The organism is Planosporangium flavigriseum (assembly GCF_011947225.1).
In the GTDB taxonomy this organism is placed as follows: Bacteria; Actinomycetota; Actinomycetes; order Mycobacteriales; family Micromonosporaceae; genus Planosporangium; species Planosporangium flavigriseum.
In genome coordinates this window covers 90,789-110,143 of the sequence record NZ_JAATVW010000003.1, presented here as the reverse complement: position 1 = coordinate 110,143, position 19,355 = coordinate 90,789, and the positions used below count along the sequence as shown (strand labels likewise).

The following is a 19,355-nucleotide window of genomic DNA, read 5'->3' as shown; positions in this document are numbered from 1 at the left end:
AGGGGAACGGACGATGAGGGACAGTGCGAAGCTGACGGCGGCGGTCGTGGGCGGTTATCTGCTCGGCCGTACCAAGAAGGGCAAGACCGCGATCGGCCTGGCGCTCTGGCTGAGCGGGAACCGGCTGGGCAACCCTCGTGCGGCGATCACGACTCTGGCGACGTCCCCAGAGGTCGCCAAGCTCGCCGCGCAGGTGCGTGGCCCGTTGCTGGCGGCGGCGCAGCGCGCGGTGGCCGCGACCATCGAATCCCGTACGACCGCGCTCGCCGACTCCCTGCACCAGCGCACATCGCAGTTGATCGAGATCTCGGGATCGTCCGAAGACGAGCCCGTCGACGACGCCGATCAGGAGGAGTCGGTGTCGCCGCGCGCGACCAAACGGCAGGCGAAAGCGGTGCGGCGTACCCCGGCCCAGCGTTCTACCGACGAGAATCCTGAGCCGGCGCGCAGCCGGAAGACAGCGCGGAGCCGCGAGTCTGGTCGCGGCCGTGAACCGGCCCGCCGCCGCAGCGCACCACGGGGTGGGGACACCGCATGAGCGAGGCCAGTTCCCCTCTCGCCGACCTCGGCCGGGCCCTGCGTGACAACCCGGCCATGGCACGCCTCGGACGGGAAGCCAGAGACTATGCGCTGGCGCGGGCGAACCACCTGGTCGACAACCTCATCGAGCGGCTGAACGAAGGCGGTGACGGTGGCGGTCTGAAGGCCGCGCTCGTCGGGGTACGCGGGCTCGCCGAAGGCAAGTCCCCGATGCGCGCCGGTATCAGCGCGGCGATGACCGGCCTGACCGAGAAGGTGAAGTCGGCTCTCGGCGGCGGCGAGGGCGGCGGAAAGCCGAAGGTGACACACATCAGCGAGGACATCGACATCGGGCTGCCCGTCGACGTGGTCTACAACCAGTGGACCCAGTACGGGGAGTTCGCGAAGTTCATGAAGGGCGTCGAGGGGGTCGACCGGATCAGCGACACCGAGACCACGTGGCGGGTCAAGGTGTTCAAGTCCCGGCGTACCTGGAAGGCCGTCACCCAGGAGCAGATTCCGGACCGCCGCATCGTCTGGACGAGCGAGGGTGCCAAGGGTTCCACGAAGGGGGTCGTCACCTTCCACCCGCTCGCCGATGACCTGACCCGGGTCCTGCTGGTCATGGAGTACTACCCGCAGGGCCTGTTCGAGAAGACCGGCAACCTCTGGCGTGCCGGCGGCCGTCGGGCCCGGCTGGATCTCAAGAACTTCCGCCGGTTCGTCACGTTGAACGGCGAGGCGACCGGGGCGTGGCGCGGCGAGATCCGCGACAGCGAGGTCGTCCACCAACCGGAGGAGGCCGAGTGGGAGGAGGTTGAGCAGGGCGATCAGGAGCCGCCGACGACGCCCGACGATCGGACCGCCGACGACGAGGACGACGAGGACGACGAGTACGAGTACGACGAGGACGAGTACGACGACGACGCCGACGACGAGGACGACTCGCGTCCCGTGTCAGCCGACAGCCGCGGCTCGCGGTAGCCGAAGGGATCAGCCGGGGCGTCCGGCGCTGCGACGCGGGTCCCACCCGGCCGGAAGGTGTCGAGTATTGCGCCGATCATCCCTATTCGGACCGGTGCCCTCGGCGACCGCATGACGGCATCGGTACGGTCTGTGGCGGATCGGTGGCCGGTGTCCGGGTTGGCGATCGTGAACCCGGACACCGGCCGCTTCGTAGTCGGACAAGAGCTGTCCGGCTCCAGGAGGCGATGAATGCGATTGCTCGGCGACCCCGGCGCCAGGACGCCGACCTCGTCGCCGCCGCGCTCGGCGAAGACCCGCTGCCAACCTCAGCTAGCGCCGCCGAGGCGAGGGGGCAGTGGAAGAATGCTGATCGGCATACCGTCGTGTCATGCTTATTGGCATGAGCATGACGACGATCAAGATCACGACCGAGCTGCGGGACCGCCTCGCTCGCCTTGCGTCGGAGGACTACGGCGGCGCGACGCTCGCTGAGGCGCTGCGTCGGCTGCTGGCGGAGCACGAGGAGCGCGAAGCGCTGGCAGCCTATGAGCGGTTGCGCGCCGACGAGGACGAATGGGCCTCGTACCGCAACGAGTCCCGGCTCACGGACAACGCGGCAGGCGACTGGATGCGTCAGGATCCGGCGGCGTGAGCCATGTCCGCCCCTGGCAGGTCTGGCTGGTGGATTTCGGCCAGCCCATCGGGAGCGAGCAGCGCGGTGTCCGCCCTGCCGTGATCGTGGCGTCCGAACTGCACTGCCGGTTCCCGATCGACATGACCCTGGTGGTCCCGTTGACGACGCGGGACCGCGGACTGCCTCACCACGTACTGATCAACTCATCCGACGGGGGATTGAGCCGGACGAGTTGGGCCCGGACCGAGGACGTCACGTCGATTTCGACCGCGCGTCTGAAGGGTGAGAGGCCGCTGGGTCGGCTCACCGAATCGGAGGCGGCCGAGGTTGGAAGCTGGCTCCAGCGCATGCTCGCTTGGCCGCCGACCTAGGTACTGACGAGCGAGGAGCAACCTAGCGGTGGTTTGTTAAGGCGGGAGATAGCGGCTGATTTCTGGCCGGTGGTGACGGCGGTCAGAAGCGCTTGGAGTGGGGCTGGTGGCCCAGTCGCCGGCAGGCACGTCCGACGCGCAGTCATCACGACCTCCTGAACTGCGCAAACAAGCCCTACCGCCGGCCCCTGTCCCCGCCAGCCTCAACAAACCACCGTTACGACGAACGGCCAACGGCGAAATCGCCATCCGGGGCGATCGGGCTGTCGATTTCCGGACTTCCCATTTGTCTTTAAGCCAGGCAATCACGTACTGCGCGAAGCTGGTTAGATCGAGCCGGGCGACGCCGACGGAAACCGCAAAGGTGGCCCCGCCGCACAGATGGAGACACGATGAGCATGGCCACGAGGTCCGACACGCAGTCGCCTGCGCTGCACGTTGCCGACAGCCACGATCTGATCCGCGTGCACGGCGCGCGCGTGAACAACCTCAAGGACGTCAGCGTCGCGCTCCCGAAGCGCCGGCTGACGGTGTTCACCGGCGTCTCCGGCTCGGGCAAGAGCTCCCTGGTGTTCGGCACGATCGCCGCGGAGTCACAGCGGATGATCAACGAGACCTACAGCGCCTTCGTGCAGGGCTTCATGCCGACGCTGGCGCGGCCCGAGGTTGACGTGCTCGAAGGGCTGACGACCGCGATCATCGTCGACCAGCAGCGGATGGGTGCCGACCCCCGCTCGACGGTCGGCACCGCCACCGACGCCAACGCAATGCTGCGCATCCTCTTCAGCCGACTCGGGCAGCCGCACATCGGCCCGCCCAGCGCGTTCGCCTTCAACGTCCCCTCGGTCCGGGCGAGCGGTGCGATCACGGTCGAGCGTGGTGCCAGGAAGGCCGTGAAAGCGACCTTCAACCGCCTCGGCGGCATGTGCCCGCGCTGCGAGGGCATGGGCTCGGTCACCGACTTCGACCTGTCTGCGCTGTACGACGACAGCAAGTCGCTCAACGAGGGTGCGCTCACGATCCCCGGCTACAGCATGGACGGCTGGTACGGCCGCATCTTCACCGGCTGCGGCTTCTTCGACCCGGACAAGCCGATCGGCAAGTACACCGGGAAAGAGCTGCACGATCTGCTCCACAAGGAGCCGACCAAGATCAAGGTTGAGGGCATCAACCTCACGTACGAGGGCCTGATCCCGCGGATCCAGAAGTCCATGCTGTCCAAGGACATCGACGCGCTGCAGCCGCACGTCCGCGCGTTCGTGGAGCGGGCGATCACCTTCACCACCTGTCCTGAGTGCGTCGGTACCCGGCTCGCGGCGGAGGCCCGGTCCTCGAAGATCAAGGGGATCAACATCGCCGATGCCTGCGCGATGCAGATCAGTGACCTGGCCGACTGGATCCGCGGCCTCGACGAGCCGTCGGTGGCGCCGCTGCTGGCGAAGCTGCTGCACGCCCTCGACTCGTTCGTCGAGATCGGGCTCGGCTACCTCAGTCTCGACCGGCCGTCGGGCACGCTGTCCGGCGGTGAGGCGCAGCGCGTCAAGATGATCCGCCAGCTCGGCTCCTCGCTCACCGACGTCACCTACGTCTTCGACGAGCCGACCGTCGGGCTGCACCCCCATGACATCCAGCGGATGAACGACCTGTTGCTGCGGCTGCGGGACAAGGGCAACACGGTGCTCGTCGTAGAGCACAAGCCGGAGACGATCGCGATCGCCGATCACGTCGTCGACCTCGGCCCAGGAGCCGGTACGGCGGGCGGCGCCGTCTGCTTCGAGGGCACCGTCGAGGGGCTGCGGGCCAGCGGCACCGTCACCGGCCGCCATTTCGACGACCGGGCAGCCCTCAAGGACACGGTGCGGACGCCCACCGGCACGCTGGAGATCCGCGGCGCGACGGCGCACAACCTGCGCGACGTCGACGTCGACATCCCGCTCGGGGTGCTTGTCGTCGTGACCGGCGTCGCGGGCTCGGGCAAGAGCTCGCTGATCCACGGCTCGGTGTCCGGACGGGACGGGGTGGTGGCGGTCGACCAGACCCCGATCCGCGGCTCGCGACGGAGCAACCCGGCGACGTACACCGGACTGCTCGACCCGATCCGCAAGGCGTTCGCGAAGGCCAATGGTGTGAAGCCGGCGCTGTTCAGCGCCAACTCCGAGGGGGCCTGCCCCACCTGCAACGGCGCCGGCGTCATCTACACCGACCTGGCGATGATGGCCGGCGTCGCCACCGTCTGCGAGGAGTGCGAGGGGAAGCGGTTCGGAGCACCGGTGCTGGAATACCACCTCGGCGGCCGCGACATCAGCGAGGTGCTCGCGATGTCGGTGACCGAGGCGGAGGAGTTCTTCGGCGCCGGCGAGGCGCGCACGCCGGCAGCAGCCGCCATCCTCGACCGGCTCGCCGACGTCGGGCTCGGCTACCTCAGCCTCGGCCAGCCGCTCACCACGCTGTCCGGCGGCGAGCGGCAGCGGCTCAAGCTGGCCACCCACATGTCCTCCAACGGCGGCGTCTACGTCCTCGACGAGCCAACCTCCGGCCTCCACCTCGCCGACGTCGAGCAGCTGCTCGGGCTGCTCGACCGGCTCGTCGACTCCGGCAAGTCGGTCATCGTCATCGAGCACCACCAGGCGGTCATGGCGCACGCCGACTGGATCATCGACCTCGGCCCCGGCGCCGGCCACGACGGCGGCCGGATCGTCTTCGAGGGCACACCCGCCGACCTCGTCGCCGCCCGCTCCACCCGCACCGGCGAGCACCTCGCGGCCTACGTCGGCACAAGCGATTGAGGTAGATGAACGCCGGGATTAGGGCGACCACAGGTGGTCCGGCCGAGCCCTTGACGACGTAACTCCGGTCCCGCTTGACGATTCCTGCGGTGATTACGCCGATGGGCAGCACGGGAGAGGCCGAGCCGAAGGTGCCGGATATAGAGCTGATCATCCTTTTTCTCCACCTCCTAACCCGGATTTGATGTATGCGCCAGTACGGTTTGGGGCGAATCGGCGGCGGCTGTCCGGGTTGGCGATCGTGAACCCCGTGCACCGGCTGCTTCGTAGTCGGACAAGAGGTGTCCGACTCCAGGAGGCGATGAATGAGTTTGCTCGGCGACCCTCGGCGCCTGATGCTCCGGCTGACCCGAGATGCGGCGACCACGGTCCTGGCCGTGGTCGCCGGCTTTGGTGGTTGGCTGTTCGGGCCGGCCGAACCCGCGGCCGCGAGCGCCTCCGCCAACTTGCCGGGAATCTCCGCGTGGGTCGCCGACCGGGTGGCGGGGCAGCCGCTGCCGGACCCACGGCGGGCCACCCCGGCCCAGATTGCCCGGTTCTTCGTCGGTCTGGAACCGGCGGCCCGCGCCGCGCTCGCCGAGCGGTACCCGGCCATCGTCGGCAACCTCGACGGCGCGCCGCTGGACCTACGGTTCGCCGCCAACGCACGCCGCTCCGCGTGGTCGCCCGAGCGCCATCTGATCGCGTACGACCCGCGCGGCAACGGGCGCGTCGCCGAGGTGCTCGGGGATCTCGCCTCGGCTGACCGGATCGCGGTCATCGTCCCGGGGCTGAGTAACCGGCTGGGCAACTTCGACCGGGGTTGTGCCGGTCGCGAGCGGCGGGCGCTCGCGTGGCAGGCCCGGCAGCTCTTTCAGCAGGTACGGGCGGATGACGGCAACGCCCGCGTCGCGGTGATCGCCTGGCTGGGCTACGACCCGCCGGAGGGCATCGGGCGCGAGGCGGCCCGCGAGGAGCGGGCGCGGGACGGGGCGGCGGCGCTGGTCCGGTTCGTGGCGGGACTGGGGGAGTACCGTCCGATGGCGACGGTGACCCTCGTTGGGCACAGCTACGGATCGGTCGTCGCGGGGCTCGCGGCGCCGGCCCTCGGGCGGCACGTACAGGACATCGTCGCTCTGGGCAGCCCGGGCATGGGAGTCGAACGGGCCACCGAACTGCGGACCAGCGCCCGCGTGTGGGCGGGTAGCACGTTGTCGGACTGGACTCGCGAGCTGCCCGGGATCCGGATCCTGGGCGCCGGGCACGGCACCCTGCCGTTCGACGCGGCGTTCGGCGCGCGCCGGCTGCCGGTCGACAATGTGGTCGAGCACGACGGTTACTTCGTACCCGGCTCCGACTCGCTGCGGGCCGTCGCCCGGATCGTGCTCGGCGGTTCGACCGGCGCGGCGCGGGACTAGCTCAGATCCGGCGCTTCGCGCCGCTACGCGGGCAGGCCGGCGACGATGTGCTTGGCGATCTCCAGGGAACTGGTGGCGGCGGGTGACGGCGCGTTGAGTACGTGCACCTGCCGGCCCTGCCGCGCGATGAGGAAGTCGTCGACGAGGCTGCCGTCGGGTCGGATCGCCTGGGCGCGTACGCCCGCCTCGGCCTTGACCAGGTCGTCGGGGCCGATGGCGGGTACGAGCCGGGCCAGGCTGGCCGCGAAGCGCCGCTTGGACAGCGACCGGCCGACCTCGCTGGCGCCGTACCGCCAGTGCCGCCGCCCCAACCGCCACAGCCCGCTGTACGTGGCCGCGTCCAGCAGGTCGCCCGGCCGGATCCGGCTCCAGCCGTAACCCTCGCGGGCCAGGGCGAGCACGGCGTTCGGGCCGGCGTGGACGCTTCCGTCGATCATCTTGGTCAGGTGCACGCCGAGGAACGGGAACTGCGGATCGGGTACCGGGTAGATGAGCCCCCGGACCAGGCCGCGGCGCTCGGGGCGCAGTTCGTAGTACTCGCCGCGGAACGGAACGATCCTGGCCGGTGGGTGGACCCCGGCCATCCGGGCGATCCGGTCGGCGTGCAGGCCGGCGCAGTTGATCAGGACGTCCGCCTGGAGTTCGCCGCGTGTGGTCTGCACGGTCACCGGTCCGTCGGCGGTCGCGCTGCGGATGCCGATGACCCGCTCGCCGGTACGCATGTCGGCGCCGGACTTCTCCAGCAGTTCGGCGAGGCGCGCGCAGACCGTGCCGAAGTTGACGATGCCGGTGGCGGCGACGTGGAGCGCGGCCACGCAGGCCACCTCCGGTTCGTACTCGCGGGCCTCCTCCGGGGTGATCAACCGGACCTCGAGGTCGTTGGCGCGGGCGCGTTCGTGCAGCGCGTGGAGGCGGGGCAGTTCGGCTTCGTCGGTGGCGACGATCAGCTTGCCGCAGACCTGGAAGGGGATGTCGTGTTCCGCGCAGAAGTCAAGCATCGACCGCCGCCCGGCCCTGCACAGCTCGGCCTTGAGGCTGCCCGGCGCGTAGTACACGCCGGCGTGGATGACGCCCGAGTTGTGGCCGGTCTGATGGGCGCCCCAGCCGGCCTCCTTCTCCACGACGGTGACCGCGGCACCGGGGTGCACCCTGCGGAGCTCATGGGCGGTCGCCAGGCCGACGATCCCGCCGCCAATAACGGCATATCGCATATATGCCCCGTTCAGCTCATTCTTCGCCGCTATGCCTGCGCTCTCAGATCGACGCGGCTAGGATCCTACGCTCGGAATCGACGCCGTTCCGCCAGCGCGGCGGAGGCCGTACGGTGGTGCCGCGGGCGAGGGGAGAGGGTCGGTGCGGCGGTCAGCGTCAATTCGGACGATCTGCGCCGTCGTGACGTCCGCTGTCGCGGTCCTCGGGGCTACCGGTTGTGGCGCCGGGACCCGGGCGCGGTTCACCGCGGCCAGTACGCCCGCGTCGACGCGCTCCCCCGCGAGCGCCCCCGGAGGAGCCTGCCACCTGCTGGAGTACGAGGTGATCGAACAGATCCTCGGCACCTCGTTCGACGTGTCGGCGGCCGGCGCCACCGATGCCACGGCCACCTGCGTCCTGCAGACGAAGGCCGGCAGTTATCCGGACCTGACCCTCGCGGTCACGCCCGTCAACGTCGAGCCGGCGGCGTTCCTGTCAACCGCGAAACCCTCGGGAGCCGCGGCGGTCGCCGAACTCGGCAAGGCTGGGTACACAGCGGGGGTGCCGGCGGTCGAGCCGGCCGGGCCGGGGGTCGAGGTGGGCTGGCTGTCAGGTAACGGCCGGCTGCTCGTCCTGCGTTACCGCTGCCGGCCGGGTAGCGACGAAAGCGCGTTGAGTGACAAACTCGTCGCGCTGGCGAAGAAGATCGACCGGGACGGCGTCTGAGCGGCGACTGGTCCGGGCCGCCCGGCGGAGACCGCGGGCCGGACTGGTCGAGGCGGTTACGACAGCGCGACGAACACGCGCGAGGCGATCTCGCGAGGGAGCCGGATCTCCTGGCCACCGCCGTCGACGCGCACCGCGTCCCGCTCCTGCGCCACCGTGACCCTCGCGCCGGGGTTGATCCCGGCGGTGTGCAGTTGGCGCAGGACGTCGGCGTCGGTCTGCACGCTTTCGCAGATACGGCTGACCACCACCGGCCCGGCCAGGCCGGGGAAGGCGAGATTGCGCTCGCCGTCACGGCTCGGCGCGGTCACCTCCTCGCCGTCCAGCTCGCCGAGCCCCGGAATCGGGTTGCCGTACGGCGAGCGGGTCGGCCGCCCGAGCAGGTCGTAGACGCGCTGCTCGACCGCCTCGCTCATGACGTGCTCCCAGCGGCAGGCCTCCTCGTGGGCCTCCTCGTAGGGCATGCCGATGACGTTGACCAGCAGCAGTTCGGCGAGGCGATGCTTGCGCATGACGGAGACGGCGTAGCCGCGGCCGGCCTCGGTCAGCACGAGGTGCCGGTCGCCCTCCACGGTCAGTAGCCCGTCGCGCTCCATCCGGGAGACCGTCTGGCTCACCGTCGGCCCGCTCTGGTGCAGCCGCTCCGCAATGCGGGCACGCAGCGGCCGGACGCCCTCCTCCTCGAGCTCGAGGATCGTGCGGAGATACATCTCAGTGGTGTCGACCAGGTCGTTCAAAACGCGTCCTCCCGATCGTCAATGTTACCCGCTGAGTAGGACAGACTGGGCTCATGACAAACCGGCAACACCTCGTCGACGTGGCCGGACTTATCGACGAGTTGGGCCGCGCCGACCCGCCGACCGTACTTGATGTGCGTTGGACGCTCACCGGCGGTGGCCGCGCCTCCTACGACGCGGGCCACCTGCCGGGCGCGGTCTTCCTCGATCTCGACGCCGACCTCGCCGGCCCGCCCGGCTCGCGGGGGCGCCACCCGCTGCCCGATCCCGAGAATCTGCAGGTCGCGCTGTGCCGGAGCGGGGTACGGGCGGGGCACCCCGTGGTGGTGTACGACGCCGGAGGCGCCCCGCCGACCGGCGCCGCCGCCCGGGCCTGGTGGATCCTGCGCTGGGCCGGCCTGGCCGACGTACGGGTACTCGACGGCGGGTACGCCGCCTGGATCGAGGCCGCCTGCCCGACCACGCGGGCCGAGCCGACCCCGGTCCCCGGCGACGTGACGGTCAAGACGGGTTCGCTGCCGGTCGTGGACGCGGTCGGCGCCGCTGGCGTGGCGGCTCACGGGGTGCTGCTCGACGCTCGCGTACCGGCCCGGTTCCGGGGCGAGACCGAACCGGTCGACCCGGTCGCCGGTCACATCCCGGGCGCGCGCAACCAACCGGCCGCCGAGACGGTCGACGCCGCCGGCCGGCTCCAGCCGCCGGACGTGCTGCGCCGACAATTCGCCCACCTCGGGGTGAATGAAGATCAACCGGTCGCCGCATACTGCGGGTCCGGGGTGACCGCGGCGCAGACCGTTCTCGCGCTGACCATCGCCGGATTCGAGCCGGCCCTGTATGTGGGCTCGTGGAGTCAATGGATCACCGACCAGTCGAGGCCGGTGGCGACGGGGGAGGAACCATGACCGACACGACCGTCGTCTGGAACGACGCCCTGCTCGGCTACGACATGGGCGAGCACCCGCTCAACCCCGTACGCGTCGAGTTGACCATGGCTCTCGCCGGTGAACTGGGCGTTCTCGACCGCCCGGGGGTGCGTCTCCAAGCGCCGAAGCCGGCCGACGAAGCCGCCCTGCTGCGGGTACACACGCTCGAGTACCTCGACGCGATCCGGCACGCCACGACCGGGACGCACGACCACGGGCTCAACACCCCCGACAACCCGGTCTTCCCGCACATGCACGACGCGAGCGCGCTCGTCGCCGGCGCGAGCCTGGCTGCTGCCGAGGCGGTGTGGCGCGGCGAGACCACGAGAGCCGTCAGCATCTCGGGCGGCCTGCACCACGCGATGCCCGACCGGGCCTCCGGGTTCTGCGTCTACAACGACCCGGCCGTCGCGATCGCCCGCCTGCTCGACCTGGGCGCCGAGCGGATCGGGTACGTCGACGTCGACGTCCACCACGGCGACGGCGTACAGGAGATCTTCTACGACGACCCCAGGGTCATGACGATCAGCCTGCACGAGACCCCCCTGGCGCTGTTCCCCGGCACCGGGTACCCGGCCGAGACCGGGGGGCCGGGCGCGGAGGGCACCGCGATCAACGTCGCGCTGCCACCGGGTACGGGCGACGCCGGCTGGCTGCGCGCGTTCCACGCCATCGTGCCCAGCGCGCTGCGTACGTTCCGGCCCCAGGTGCTGGTCACGCAGTGCGGCGCCGACGGGCACCGGCTCGATCCGCTCGCCGACTTGCGGCTGACCGTCGACGGCCAGCGCGCCACGTACCTCGCCCTGCGCGACCTCGCCGAGGAGCTGTGCGGCGGCCGGTGGGTGGCCCTGGGCGGTGGCGGGTACGCGCTGGTCGAGGCCGTACCGCGGGCCTGGACGCACCTGCTGGCGGTGGTCACCGGCGAGCCGCTGGACCCGGCCCTCCCGATACCGCAGAGCTGGCGGGCGCTCGCCGCCGACCGGTGTCCCGACCGCCGCAGCGCCGACCTGATGACCGACGGGGTCGATCCGGTGTACCACCCCTGGACACCGGGGTTCGACGCGCCGGACGCCATTGACCGGTCCATCCTCGCCACCCGACGGGCGGTGTTCCCGCTGCTCGGCCTGGACCCGAAAGACCCAAGGGACTGACGCCGTGCCGAACAGCAAAAGCACCAGAGCCGCCGACATCGTCCTCGCCGACGGGTCGACCGCCCGGGTACGCCAGATGCAGCCCGAAGACGCGCCGGCCGTGGTCGCGCTGCACTCGCGCTTCTCCGAGCGCACCCGCTACCTGCGCTACTTCTCCCCGTACCCGCGGATCCCGGCCCGCGACCTGGAACGCTTCGTCAACGTCGACCACCACGACCGGGAGGCGTTCGTGGTCGAGCTGGGCGACGAGCTGATCGCCATCGGCCGCTACGACCGGCTCGGTGCGGGCGCGGCCGACGCCGAGGTGGCGTTCGTGGTCGAGGACGCCCACCAGGGTCGCGGGCTCGGCTCGGTGCTGCTGGAGCACCTGGCCGCGGCCGCGCGCGAGGAGGAGATCACCCGGTTCGTCGCCGAGGTGCTGCCGACGAACTCGACGATGCTGCGCGTCTTCGCCGACGCCGGGTACTCGGTCGAGCGCGAGTACGCCGACGGCGTGGTCCACCTGACGTTCCCGATCGCGCCGACGCCGGAGTCGCTGACGGTGCAGTGGCGGCGCGAACAGCGCTCCGAAGCGGCCTCGATCGCCCGGCTGCTCAGCCCGCGGGCGGTCGCCGTCTACGGCGCGTCGTCGCGGGGCGTCGGAGTCGGCGCGGCGCTGCTGCGGCACCTGCGAAGCGGCGGGTTCACCGGAAACATCGTGCCCGTACACCCGACGGCGCCGACCGTGGACGGCCTGACCGCCTATCCGACGCTGACCGCGGCGCCCGCCCCGGTCGACCTCGCGGTCGTCGCGGTGCCGGTCGAAGGGGTGGCCGACGTCGTCGCGGACTGCGCGGCGGCCGGCCTACATGGGCTGGTCGTGGTGTCCGCCGGCTTCGCGGAGGCCGGCCTGGAGGGGGCGGAGGAGCAGGCCAGGCTCCTGCGCTCGGTGCGCAGCCACGGCATGCGCCTGGTCGGCCCCAACTGTCTGGGCATCGCCAACACGGCGGTAGGTCTCAACGCCACCCTTGCGCCGCTGCTGCCCCGCGCCGGCCGGGTCGGCTTCTTCAGCCAGTCCGCCGCGCTGGGCACCGCGCTGCTCGGCGAGGCAGACCGGCGCGGGCTCGGCCTGTCCAGCTTCGTGTCCGCCGGCAACCGCGCCGACGTGTCCGGGAACGACCTGCTGCAGTACTGGCGCGACGACCCCGGTACGGACGTGGTGCTGCTGTACCTGGAGACGTTCGGCAACCCGCGCAAGTTCGCCCGCATCGCGCGGGAACTCGCCCAGCACAAGCCGGTCGTCGCCGTCGCCAGCGCGGTACGCCCGCCGGCGCTCCAGGCGGTCGCGCCCGGCCCCGATGGGCGCGGCGTGACGGCGCTGTTCGCCAGCGCCGGTGTCATCCGGGTCGACACGGTCGCCGAACTGTTCGACGTCGGGCTACTGCTGGCCGACCAGCCGCTGCCGGCCGGCCGGCGGATCGGCCTCGTCACCAACGCCGCCGCGCTCGGCGCGCTCGCCATGGGCGCCGCGCCGGCGTTCTCGCTGGAGTTCGCCCCGGGCTACCCGCACGACGTCGGCCCGATGGCGGACGCGGCGACGATCCGGCAGGCGGTGACCGACGCCCTCGACCATCCGCGGGTGGACGCGTTGGTCGTCGCGTACGCCCCGGCGCTCGCCGAGGAGTGGGAAGCCGCCACCGTCGTCGCCGACGAGGTCCACGCGGCGGCGGCCGGCAGCGACAAGCCCGTACTGGCGGTCTTCCCCTCCGACCCGAAGTGGAAGTCCGAGCGGTCCGGTCCGGGTACGGTGCCCGTCTATCCGACCGTCGAGGAGGCGGTACGCGCGCTGGGCCGCGCCGCGGCGTACGCGGAGTGGCGGCGCGAACCGTCCGGCACCGTGCCGGAGTTGCCGGACGCGGACACCGGCCGCGCCCGGCTGATCATCGCGGAGCTCGCCGCCGCAGCGAAGACGGAGCTCGGCGACCTCGGCGAGGTGGACGAATTGCTGTCCTGCTACGGCATTGACGTGGTGCCGAGCCGGGCCTGCGCCGGGCCGCCCGAGGCGGTGGCGGCGGTGGCCGCCGAGATCGGGTTCCCGGTGGCGCTGAAGGTCGCCCGCTCGCCGTGGCGGCACCGGATCGATCTCGGCGCCGTACGGCTCGACCTCGCCGACGCCGACGACGTCATGCGCGTCTACGACGAGTTACAGCGGCTGTTCGGGGCCGGGGTGAAGGTCGCGGTCCAGCCCATGGTCCCGCCCGGCGTGGGCTGTGTCGTGGAGGCGGCCGAGGACCCGGCGTTCGGGCCGGTCGTCGGCTTCGGCATCGGCGGCGTCGCCAGCGAGCTGATCGGTGACCGGGCCTGGCGCCCGGCGCCGCTGACCGACCAGGACGCCTCGCGGCTGGTACGCGCACCGCGCGCCGCGCCGCTGCTGACCGGGTACCGCGGCGCGGCGGGCGTCGACCTGGACGCGCTCGCCGACCTGGTGCTGCGAGTGGGCCGGATGGCCGACGTGCATCCGCAACTGCACTCGCTGGAACTCAACCCGGTGCTGGCCCGGCCGGACGGCATCTCGGTGCTGCACGTGAATGTCCGGATCGGCACGCCGGTGGCGCGCCCCGACACGGGTCCGCGCCGCCTGCGCTGAAAACGCGAGAAGGGGCACCCCCGTGGGTGCCCCTTCTCGCGCCCCCTCAGCTGGCGTAAGCCTCGAGCCTCTTCGCCCGCTCCGGGTCGCGCAGCTTGAGTAGCGTCACCTTCTCGATCTGCCGGATGCGCTCGCGGGACAGGCCGAACTCGCGGCCCACCTCGTCGAGCGTGCGCTGGCGGCCGTCGTCGAGGCCGAACCGGAGCCGGATCACCGCCTGCTCCCGCTGGGACAGCGTGGCGAGGACGATCTCGACCTCGCCGCGCAGCATCCCGCCCTCTCCCGTGTCGGCCGGCTCCTCGCGTGGATCGACGCGGGCGACGAAGTCACCCAGCGCGCTCTCGCCGTCCTCACCCACCGTCTGGTCCAGGCTCACCGGCTCCCGGTCGTAGGAGATCAGCTCGATCACCTGGAACTCTTCGATGCCCATGTGCTGGGCGAGTTCCTTGATGGTGGGTTCCCGGCCGAGCGTTATCGACAGCTCTCGGCGGCCCCGGACCATGCGGTTGACCTGCTCGACCATGTGCACCGGGATACGGATGGTGCGCGCCTGGTCGGCCATGGCGCGGGTGATGGCCTGGCGGATCCACCAGGTGGCGTACGTGGAGAACTTGTAGCCCTTGGTGTAGTCGAACTTCTCCACGGCGCGGATGAGGCCGAGGTTGCCCTCCTGGATGAGGTCCAGGAACGCCATGCCCCGCCCGGTGTACCGCTTGGCGATGCTCACCACCAGGCGCAGGTTCGCCTCGAGCAGGTGGTCCTTTGCCGACTGACCCTCCGCGGCCACGATGGCCAGGTCCGCGCGCAGTTCGGCGTCGTCGATCTCCTGCGCGCTCAGCTTCTCCTCTGCGTACAGGCCGGCCTCGACCCGCTTGGACAGCTCGACCTCCTGCGCTGCGGTGAGCAGCTTGGTGCGGCCGATCGCGTTGAGGTACGCCCGGACCAGGTCGGCCGAGACACCTCGCTCGTCGGCAGCCTGCTCGGACACCTCGATCGTGTCGAGGTCCGCGCCGTCCAATCCCGAGGCGTCCAGCCTGGTGCGGGTCTCGGACTTCAGATCGATCAGCGGCTGAGCCACTCTCCTCGCCTCCCCGTTGACAAAGCGGCGCATCATGTGGGGACAGCTTCGCCTAGGTGGCGTTAAGCCAGGGTGAGGAAGTGATGCGGAGGCTGTGAACCGCGAGTAATACGGGTCACACCTCCAGGAGGATTGTCCGGGGTCCGACGTTCACGCTCTCGACCAGCATGTGGGTCCGGAACCGGCCGGTCTCGACGAGCGCGCCCCGCGCCCGGAGAGCCTCGACGAACGCTTCGACCAGCGGTTCGGCGACGCCGGCCGGCGCGGCCGCCGTCCAGCTCGGCCGCCGACCTTTGCGTACGTCGCCGTACAGCGTGAACTGGCTGACCACCAGCAGCGGGGCGCCGACCTCGGCGGCCGACTTCTCGTCGTCGAGGATGCGTAGCTCGTGCACCTTGCGGGCGAGGGTCTCCGCGTGGTCGGGGGAGTCGGAGTGCGTCACCCCGACCAGGACCAGCAGCCCGTCGGTGATCGCCCCGACCACCTCGCCGTCGACCGTGACGCTCGCCCGGCTCACCGTCTGCACCACCGCGCGCACCGTCAGCCTCCGACCGGCAGCAGGATTCCGCGCTCCACCAGGTGCGCGACGAGAGGGACGGCGGCCTGGCTCAACGCCGCCGGGTCGGCCTCGTGCGCGGCCGCGAGCACGTCGAGCTGGTCGCGCAGGGCGAGGTTGCCGTCGCAGGCGCTCACGAGCGCGAGGACGAACGGGTCGACCTGCTCGACCCAGCGCAGCCCCTCCAGCTGGGTGAGGAACTGGCTGTCGACCTGCCAGCCGTCCGGCCCGCGGGTCGCCTCCTGCCGCAGTTGCAGGTTGTCGGCGGCGACCAGCCGGGCGCCGAGCAGGTCGCCGGGGGACTGCCGGCGCAGCCAGTCCTGGCGGTGGAACCACGGCTCCACCTGCGCGCCGAGCGGCTGCTCGACGGACTGGCGCAGGTCCTCGATGCGTACGGTCGGGTCGTCGTGGCCGCCGGCGCGTAGCGTGATCAGGCCCAGCCCGACCGCTTCGATCTTGTTGGCGTCGAACCAGTCCAGCCAGGCGGCCGCGCGGGCCGGCCGGGTAGCCGGATCTTCGGACGCGTCGTCGAGCCACAGGTTGACGTACCCGACCGGGTCGGACACCTCTCGCTGAATGATCCAGGCGTCCAGGCCGGTACCGGCGACCCAGCCGGCGACCCGGTCGGACCAGTCCTCGCCGGCGACGTGCAGCCAGTTCGCCAGGAACTGCAGGTACCCGCCCTCGTTGAGCAGCCGCGGCGCGGCCGCCACGAGCTCGGCGCAGACGGCGTCACCGGCGCGCCCCGAGTCGCGGTACGTGTGCGTGGTCGTACCCGGGCCGACCACGAACGGTGGGTTGCTCACGACGAGGTCGAACCGGCGCCCGGCCACCGGGGCGGCCATGTCGCCGCGCAGCAGTTCCCAGTCCAGCCCGTTCAGGGCGGCGGTCGTCGCGGCGAAGCGCAGCGCCCGCTCGGACAGGTCGGTCGCGGTGACCCGCGCCGCGTGCGTGGACAGGTGCAGGGCCTGGATGCCGCAGCCGGTGCCGAGGTCCAGGGCGGTCGCGACCGGCTTGCGGATCGTCGACTGGGCCAGGGTCGTCGACGCGCCGCCGACCCCGAGGACGTGCTCAGGCGGCAGCGGCTGGCCGGGGCGCATGGCGGCGTCGACGTCGGAGACGATCCACTGGTCGCCGTACGCCTCGATCTCCAGCGCCGCCCGCAACCCACCACCCGAGCGCTCCACGATGCCGGCGGTCAGCGCGTCGGCGAGCGGCAGCGGCGCCAGCGCGGCCGCCACGGCCTGCTCCGGCTCGGTCTGGCCGCACACGAACAGGCGGATCAGCGTGGCGAGGGGATCGGTCGCGCCGGCCGTCGCGCGCAGCGCTGCCCGTAGATCGTTGTGGCGCATCCCGGCCGTGCCGGCCGGCCCGATGCGCTCGGCGATGCCGGTCGAGGTGTATCCCGCGCCAGCGAGAGCTTCCCGGAGCCGGGCGATTCCGTCGGGGGCCAGGATGGCTTCGGTCACCGTCCCATCCTGCCCTGTACAGGTGATCGCCTCGCAGCGGGTTCGGCGTTCAGCCAGCGTTCACGTACTTTTGTGCGGAACCTGGAGCAAGAGGGGGCGTTTGTGCAGGCGGAAATCGCGGTCTTCAGTGGGAGCGCACATACGGAGCTGGCGGCCGAGATCTGTAAGCATCTGGAAGTTCCGCTGCACCCGACCCGGATCAAACGGTTCGCCAACGACTGCCTGGAAGTGCAGTTGCAGGCCAACTGCCGGGAGCGCGACGTGTTCATCATCCAGCCGCTCGTGCCGCCGGTGCAGGAGAACCTCGTCGAGATGCTGCTCATGCTCGACGCCGCCCGCGGCGCCTCGGCCGCCCGGACGACCGTGGTGATGCCGCACTTCGCGTACGCCCGGTCGGACAAGAAGGACGCGCCGCGCATCTCCATCGGGGCGCGCCTGGTCGCCGACCTGATGCAGACCGCCGGCGCGAACCGGGTACTCGCGATGACGCTGCACTCGCCGCAGGTGCACGGCTTCTTCAGCGTCCCGGTCGACCACCTGCACGCGCTGCGCGAGCTGGCCGCGCACTTCCGCCAGTACGACCTGACCGACACGGTGGTCGTCTCCCCGGACCTGGGCAACGCCAAGGAGGCGGCCCGGTTCGCGCGGATGCTCGGCGTACCGGTGGCGGCGGGCGCGAAGGAGCGGCTGTCAGACGACAAGGTACGCATCAGTGCGATCATCGGTGACGTCGTCGACCGGGACGTGATCGTCCTCGACGACGAGATCGCCCGCGGCACCACCGTGCTCGAACTGCTCGACCTGCTGCGCGAGCAGAAGGTGCGCTCGGTCCGCGTCGCGTGTACCCACGGCCTGTTCTCCGACGGCGCGCTGGACCGCATCGGCGCCGAGCCGGACGTCCTGGAGATCGTCTGCACCAACAGCGTCCCGGTCCTGCACTCGTCGCCGAAGCTGAAGGTGCTGTCGATCGGCCCGGCGCTGGCCGAAGCGGTACGGCGCATCCACGGCGGCGAGTCGGTCAGCGCGCTGTTCGACGCGCACTGATCAGTCACGTTGATGGGAGGATGTACGCCGAGCCCGAACCATCAGGAGGTAACCACGGTGATCTCGCTGCCCATCGAGCCCGCCGCTAACGAACTGCTTTCGCGCAGCCCGCTCGCCCTCCTGATCGGCATGGTCCTGGATCAGCAGATCCCGCTGGAGCGGGCGTTCAGCGCGCCGTACGACCTGGTGCAGCGGTTCGGTCACGAGCCGGACGCGCGGGAACTGGCCGAGTACGACCCGGAGGCGCTGACGGCGGTGTTCGCCGAGCGCCCCGCTCTGCACCGCTTCCCGAAGGCGATGGCCGCGCGGGTGCAGCAGGTGTGCCAGCTGCTGGTGGAGCGCTACGACGGGGACACCGCGCGGCTGTGGACCGAGGCCAAGGACGGCAAGGAGCTACTCAAGCGCGTCGCCGAGCTGCCCGGGTTCGGCAAGCAGAAGGCGCAGATCTTCACGGCGCTGCTCGGCAAGCAGTACGGCGTCCAGCCGCAGGGCTGGCGCGAGGCGGCCGGCGCGTACGGCGAGGAGGGTTCGTACCGCTCGGTGGCCGACATCGTCGACGAGACGAGCCTGGTCAAGGTCCGGTCGTACAAGCAGCAGATGAAGGCTGCCGCCGCGAAAGCGGCCACGTAAGACGGGCGCTGCCGATGGCCCCAGTCCTCGTCCATCGACCGGTTGGACCGAGTGGGTGATCGACTACCTGACCGTTAGGGTGGTTCGCGTCCCTCCCCCCGGGTCACAGGAGATGGTTCATGCTTCGCGGCTTCAAAGACTTCGTCATGCGCGGAAACGTCGTCGATCTCGCCGTCGGCGTCGTCATCGGTGCGGCGTTCACCACCCTCGTCACCACGTTCACCAAGTCGTTTCTCGAACCGCTGATCCGCCTGATCACCGGCGGCACCGGCCAGATGAAGGGCCAGTTCAAGATCGCCGGCGAGCCGTTCGACTACGCAGCCTTCATCAACGCGACGATCACCTTCCTGCTCACGGCCGCCACGTTGTACTTCCTGGTCGTGCTGCCGATGAACAAGCTCGCTGAGCGCCGCGCGCGCGGCCATGAGCCCCGGCCGAAGGCGCCCAGCGAGGAGATCCTGCTGCTGCGCGAGATCCGCGACGCGCTGGCCGGCCCCCGGCCGGAAGTGGCGCACGCCGACGACCGCCGGTAGTCGTCCCCCCCCGCGTGG

General features: G+C 71.0%; 18 protein-coding genes. 13 read left to right on the top strand and 5 right to left on the bottom strand.

The window, feature by feature from the left end; all coding sequences use genetic code 11:
* Positions 1-13: 13 nt before the first annotated feature.
* The 6 genes from HC028_RS05595 to HC028_RS05570 all read left to right on the top strand — a co-directional run bounded on the left by HC028_RS05595 (position 14) and on the right by HC028_RS05570 (position 6,673).
* Entirely contained in the window at positions 14-538 is a 525-nt protein-coding gene (locus HC028_RS05595) for a hypothetical protein (RefSeq protein ID WP_168073626.1), read from the top strand.
* A complete protein-coding gene (locus HC028_RS05590; RefSeq protein WP_168073625.1) occupies positions 535-1,503 on the top strand; it encodes an SRPBCC family protein in 969 nt (322 codons plus the stop codon). Before HC028_RS05595 ends, HC028_RS05590 begins: the two co-directional genes overlap by 4 nt.
* A 382-nt stretch (positions 1,504-1,885) precedes the next feature.
* Positions 1,886-2,137, top strand: coding sequence for a hypothetical protein (locus HC028_RS05585; protein ID WP_203981191.1), 252 nt, complete (start codon positions 1,886-1,888; stop codon positions 2,135-2,137).
* Complete coding sequence (locus HC028_RS05580) at positions 2,134-2,490, top strand: type II toxin-antitoxin system PemK/MazF family toxin (protein WP_203981190.1); 357 nt, start codon at positions 2,134-2,136, stop codon at positions 2,488-2,490. The genes HC028_RS05585 and HC028_RS05580 overlap by 4 nt, the downstream gene beginning before the upstream one ends.
* A 392-nt stretch (positions 2,491-2,882) precedes the next feature.
* The gene (locus HC028_RS05575; RefSeq protein ID WP_168073622.1) at positions 2,883-5,276 is read left to right on the top strand and encodes an ATP-binding cassette domain-containing protein; all 2,394 of its coding nucleotides are present in this window, start codon (positions 2,883-2,885) and stop codon (positions 5,274-5,276) included.
* 305 nt (positions 5,277-5,581) lie between these two features.
* The gene (locus tag HC028_RS05570) at positions 5,582-6,673 is read left to right on the top strand and encodes an alpha/beta hydrolase (protein ID WP_168073621.1); all 1,092 of its coding nucleotides are present in this window, start codon (positions 5,582-5,584) and stop codon (positions 6,671-6,673) included.
* Positions 6,674-6,696: 23 nt separating this feature from the next.
* Here the strand turns inward: HC028_RS05570 and lhgO are convergent, their stop codons facing one another.
* On the bottom strand, positions 6,697-7,884 hold the full coding sequence (gene lhgO / locus HC028_RS05565; protein WP_168073620.1) for an L-2-hydroxyglutarate oxidase: 1,188 nt from the start codon (positions 7,882-7,884) through the stop codon (positions 6,697-6,699).
* Positions 7,885-8,065: 181 nt separating this feature from the next.
* Here lhgO and HC028_RS05560 point away from each other — a divergent pair, with 181 nt between their 5' ends.
* The gene (locus tag HC028_RS05560) at positions 8,066-8,590 is read left to right on the top strand and encodes a hypothetical protein (RefSeq protein ID WP_168073618.1); all 525 of its coding nucleotides are present in this window, start codon (positions 8,066-8,068) and stop codon (positions 8,588-8,590) included.
* A gap of 56 nt (positions 8,591-8,646) precedes the next feature.
* On the opposite strand, the gene HC028_RS05555 is transcribed toward HC028_RS05560, so the two are convergent.
* Positions 8,647-9,327 (bottom strand): iron-dependent transcriptional repressor DtxR, encoded by a 681-nt coding sequence (locus HC028_RS05555; RefSeq protein ID WP_168073616.1) that lies wholly within the window; start codon positions 9,325-9,327, stop codon positions 8,647-8,649.
* 53 nt (positions 9,328-9,380) lie between these two features.
* Between HC028_RS05555 and HC028_RS05550 the strand changes: the two genes are divergently transcribed.
* From HC028_RS05550 to HC028_RS05540, 3 genes are all read left to right on the top strand, one after another.
* A complete protein-coding gene (locus tag HC028_RS05550) occupies positions 9,381-10,229 on the top strand; it encodes a sulfurtransferase (RefSeq protein WP_168073614.1) in 849 nt (282 codons plus the stop codon).
* Positions 10,226-11,401, top strand: a complete 1,176-nt coding sequence (locus HC028_RS05545) for an acetoin utilization protein AcuC (RefSeq protein WP_168073612.1) — start codon at positions 10,226-10,228, stop codon at positions 11,399-11,401. Before HC028_RS05550 ends, HC028_RS05545 begins: the two co-directional genes overlap by 4 nt.
* Positions 11,402-11,477: 76 nt before the next feature.
* Positions 11,478-14,027, top strand: coding sequence for a bifunctional acetate--CoA ligase family protein/GNAT family N-acetyltransferase (locus tag HC028_RS05540; protein ID WP_168074192.1), 2,550 nt, complete (start codon positions 11,478-11,480; stop codon positions 14,025-14,027).
* A gap of 46 nt (positions 14,028-14,073) precedes the next feature.
* On the opposite strand, the gene sigB is transcribed toward HC028_RS05540, so the two are convergent.
* The 3 genes from sigB to HC028_RS05525 all read right to left on the bottom strand — a co-directional run bounded on the left by sigB (position 14,074) and on the right by HC028_RS05525 (position 17,130).
* Positions 14,074-15,060 (bottom strand): RNA polymerase sigma factor SigB, encoded by a 987-nt coding sequence (gene sigB / locus HC028_RS05535; RefSeq protein ID WP_240939881.1) that lies wholly within the window; start codon positions 15,058-15,060, stop codon positions 14,074-14,076.
* 160 nt (positions 15,061-15,220) lie between these two features.
* Positions 15,221-15,643: a D-aminoacyl-tRNA deacylase gene (gene dtd / locus HC028_RS05530; protein ID WP_168073610.1), complete on the bottom strand. Its 423-nt coding sequence runs from the start codon at positions 15,641-15,643 to the stop codon at positions 15,221-15,223.
* A 2-nt stretch (positions 15,644-15,645) separates the two neighbouring features.
* Positions 15,646-17,130, bottom strand: coding sequence for a DUF7782 domain-containing protein (locus tag HC028_RS05525; RefSeq protein ID WP_168073608.1), 1,485 nt, complete (start codon positions 17,128-17,130; stop codon positions 15,646-15,648).
* A 102-nt stretch (positions 17,131-17,232) separates the two neighbouring features.
* Between HC028_RS05525 and HC028_RS05520 the strand changes: the two genes are divergently transcribed.
* From HC028_RS05520 to mscL, 3 genes are all read left to right on the top strand, one after another.
* On the top strand, positions 17,233-18,174 hold the full coding sequence (locus HC028_RS05520; protein WP_168073606.1) for a ribose-phosphate diphosphokinase: 942 nt from the start codon (positions 17,233-17,235) through the stop codon (positions 18,172-18,174).
* A gap of 12 nt (positions 18,175-18,186) precedes the next feature.
* The gene (locus HC028_RS05515) at positions 18,187-18,804 is read left to right on the top strand and encodes an HhH-GPD-type base excision DNA repair protein (RefSeq protein ID WP_168073604.1); all 618 of its coding nucleotides are present in this window, start codon (positions 18,187-18,189) and stop codon (positions 18,802-18,804) included.
* 119 nt (positions 18,805-18,923) lie between these two features.
* Positions 18,924-19,337 (top strand): large conductance mechanosensitive channel protein MscL, encoded by a 414-nt coding sequence (mscL, locus tag HC028_RS05510; protein ID WP_168073602.1) that lies wholly within the window; start codon positions 18,924-18,926, stop codon positions 19,335-19,337.
* Positions 19,338-19,355 lie beyond the last annotated feature (18 nt).

Bases quoted from the DNA above. Each gene is read 5' to 3' on its own strand.
- HC028_RS05595 (WP_168073626.1), top strand. From the start codon at position 14: ATGAGGGACAGTGCGAAGCTGACGGCGGCGGTCGTGGGCGGTTATCTG.
- HC028_RS05590 (WP_168073625.1), top strand. From the start codon at position 535: ATGAGCGAGGCCAGTTCCCCTCTCGCCGACCTCGGCCGGGCCCTGCGT.
- HC028_RS05585 (WP_203981191.1), top strand. From the start codon at position 1,886: ATGAGCATGACGACGATCAAGATCACGACCGAGCTGCGGGACCGCCTC.
- HC028_RS05575 (WP_168073622.1), top strand. From the start codon at position 2,883: ATGAGCATGGCCACGAGGTCCGACACGCAGTCGCCTGCGCTGCACGTT.
- HC028_RS05570 (WP_168073621.1), top strand. From the start codon at position 5,582: ATGAGTTTGCTCGGCGACCCTCGGCGCCTGATGCTCCGGCTGACCCGA.
- lhgO (WP_168073620.1), bottom strand. From the start codon at position 7,884: ATGCGATATGCCGTTATTGGCGGCGGGATCGTCGGCCTGGCGACCGCC.
- HC028_RS05550 (WP_168073614.1), top strand. From the start codon at position 9,381: ATGACAAACCGGCAACACCTCGTCGACGTGGCCGGACTTATCGACGAG.
- HC028_RS05545 (WP_168073612.1), top strand. From the start codon at position 10,226: ATGACCGACACGACCGTCGTCTGGAACGACGCCCTGCTCGGCTACGAC.
- HC028_RS05540 (WP_168074192.1), top strand. From the start codon at position 11,478: ATGCAGCCCGAAGACGCGCCGGCCGTGGTCGCGCTGCACTCGCGCTTC.
- HC028_RS05515 (WP_168073604.1), top strand. From the start codon at position 18,187: ATGGGAGGATGTACGCCGAGCCCGAACCATCAGGAGGTAACCACGGTG.
- mscL (WP_168073602.1), top strand. From the start codon at position 18,924: ATGCTTCGCGGCTTCAAAGACTTCGTCATGCGCGGAAACGTCGTCGAT.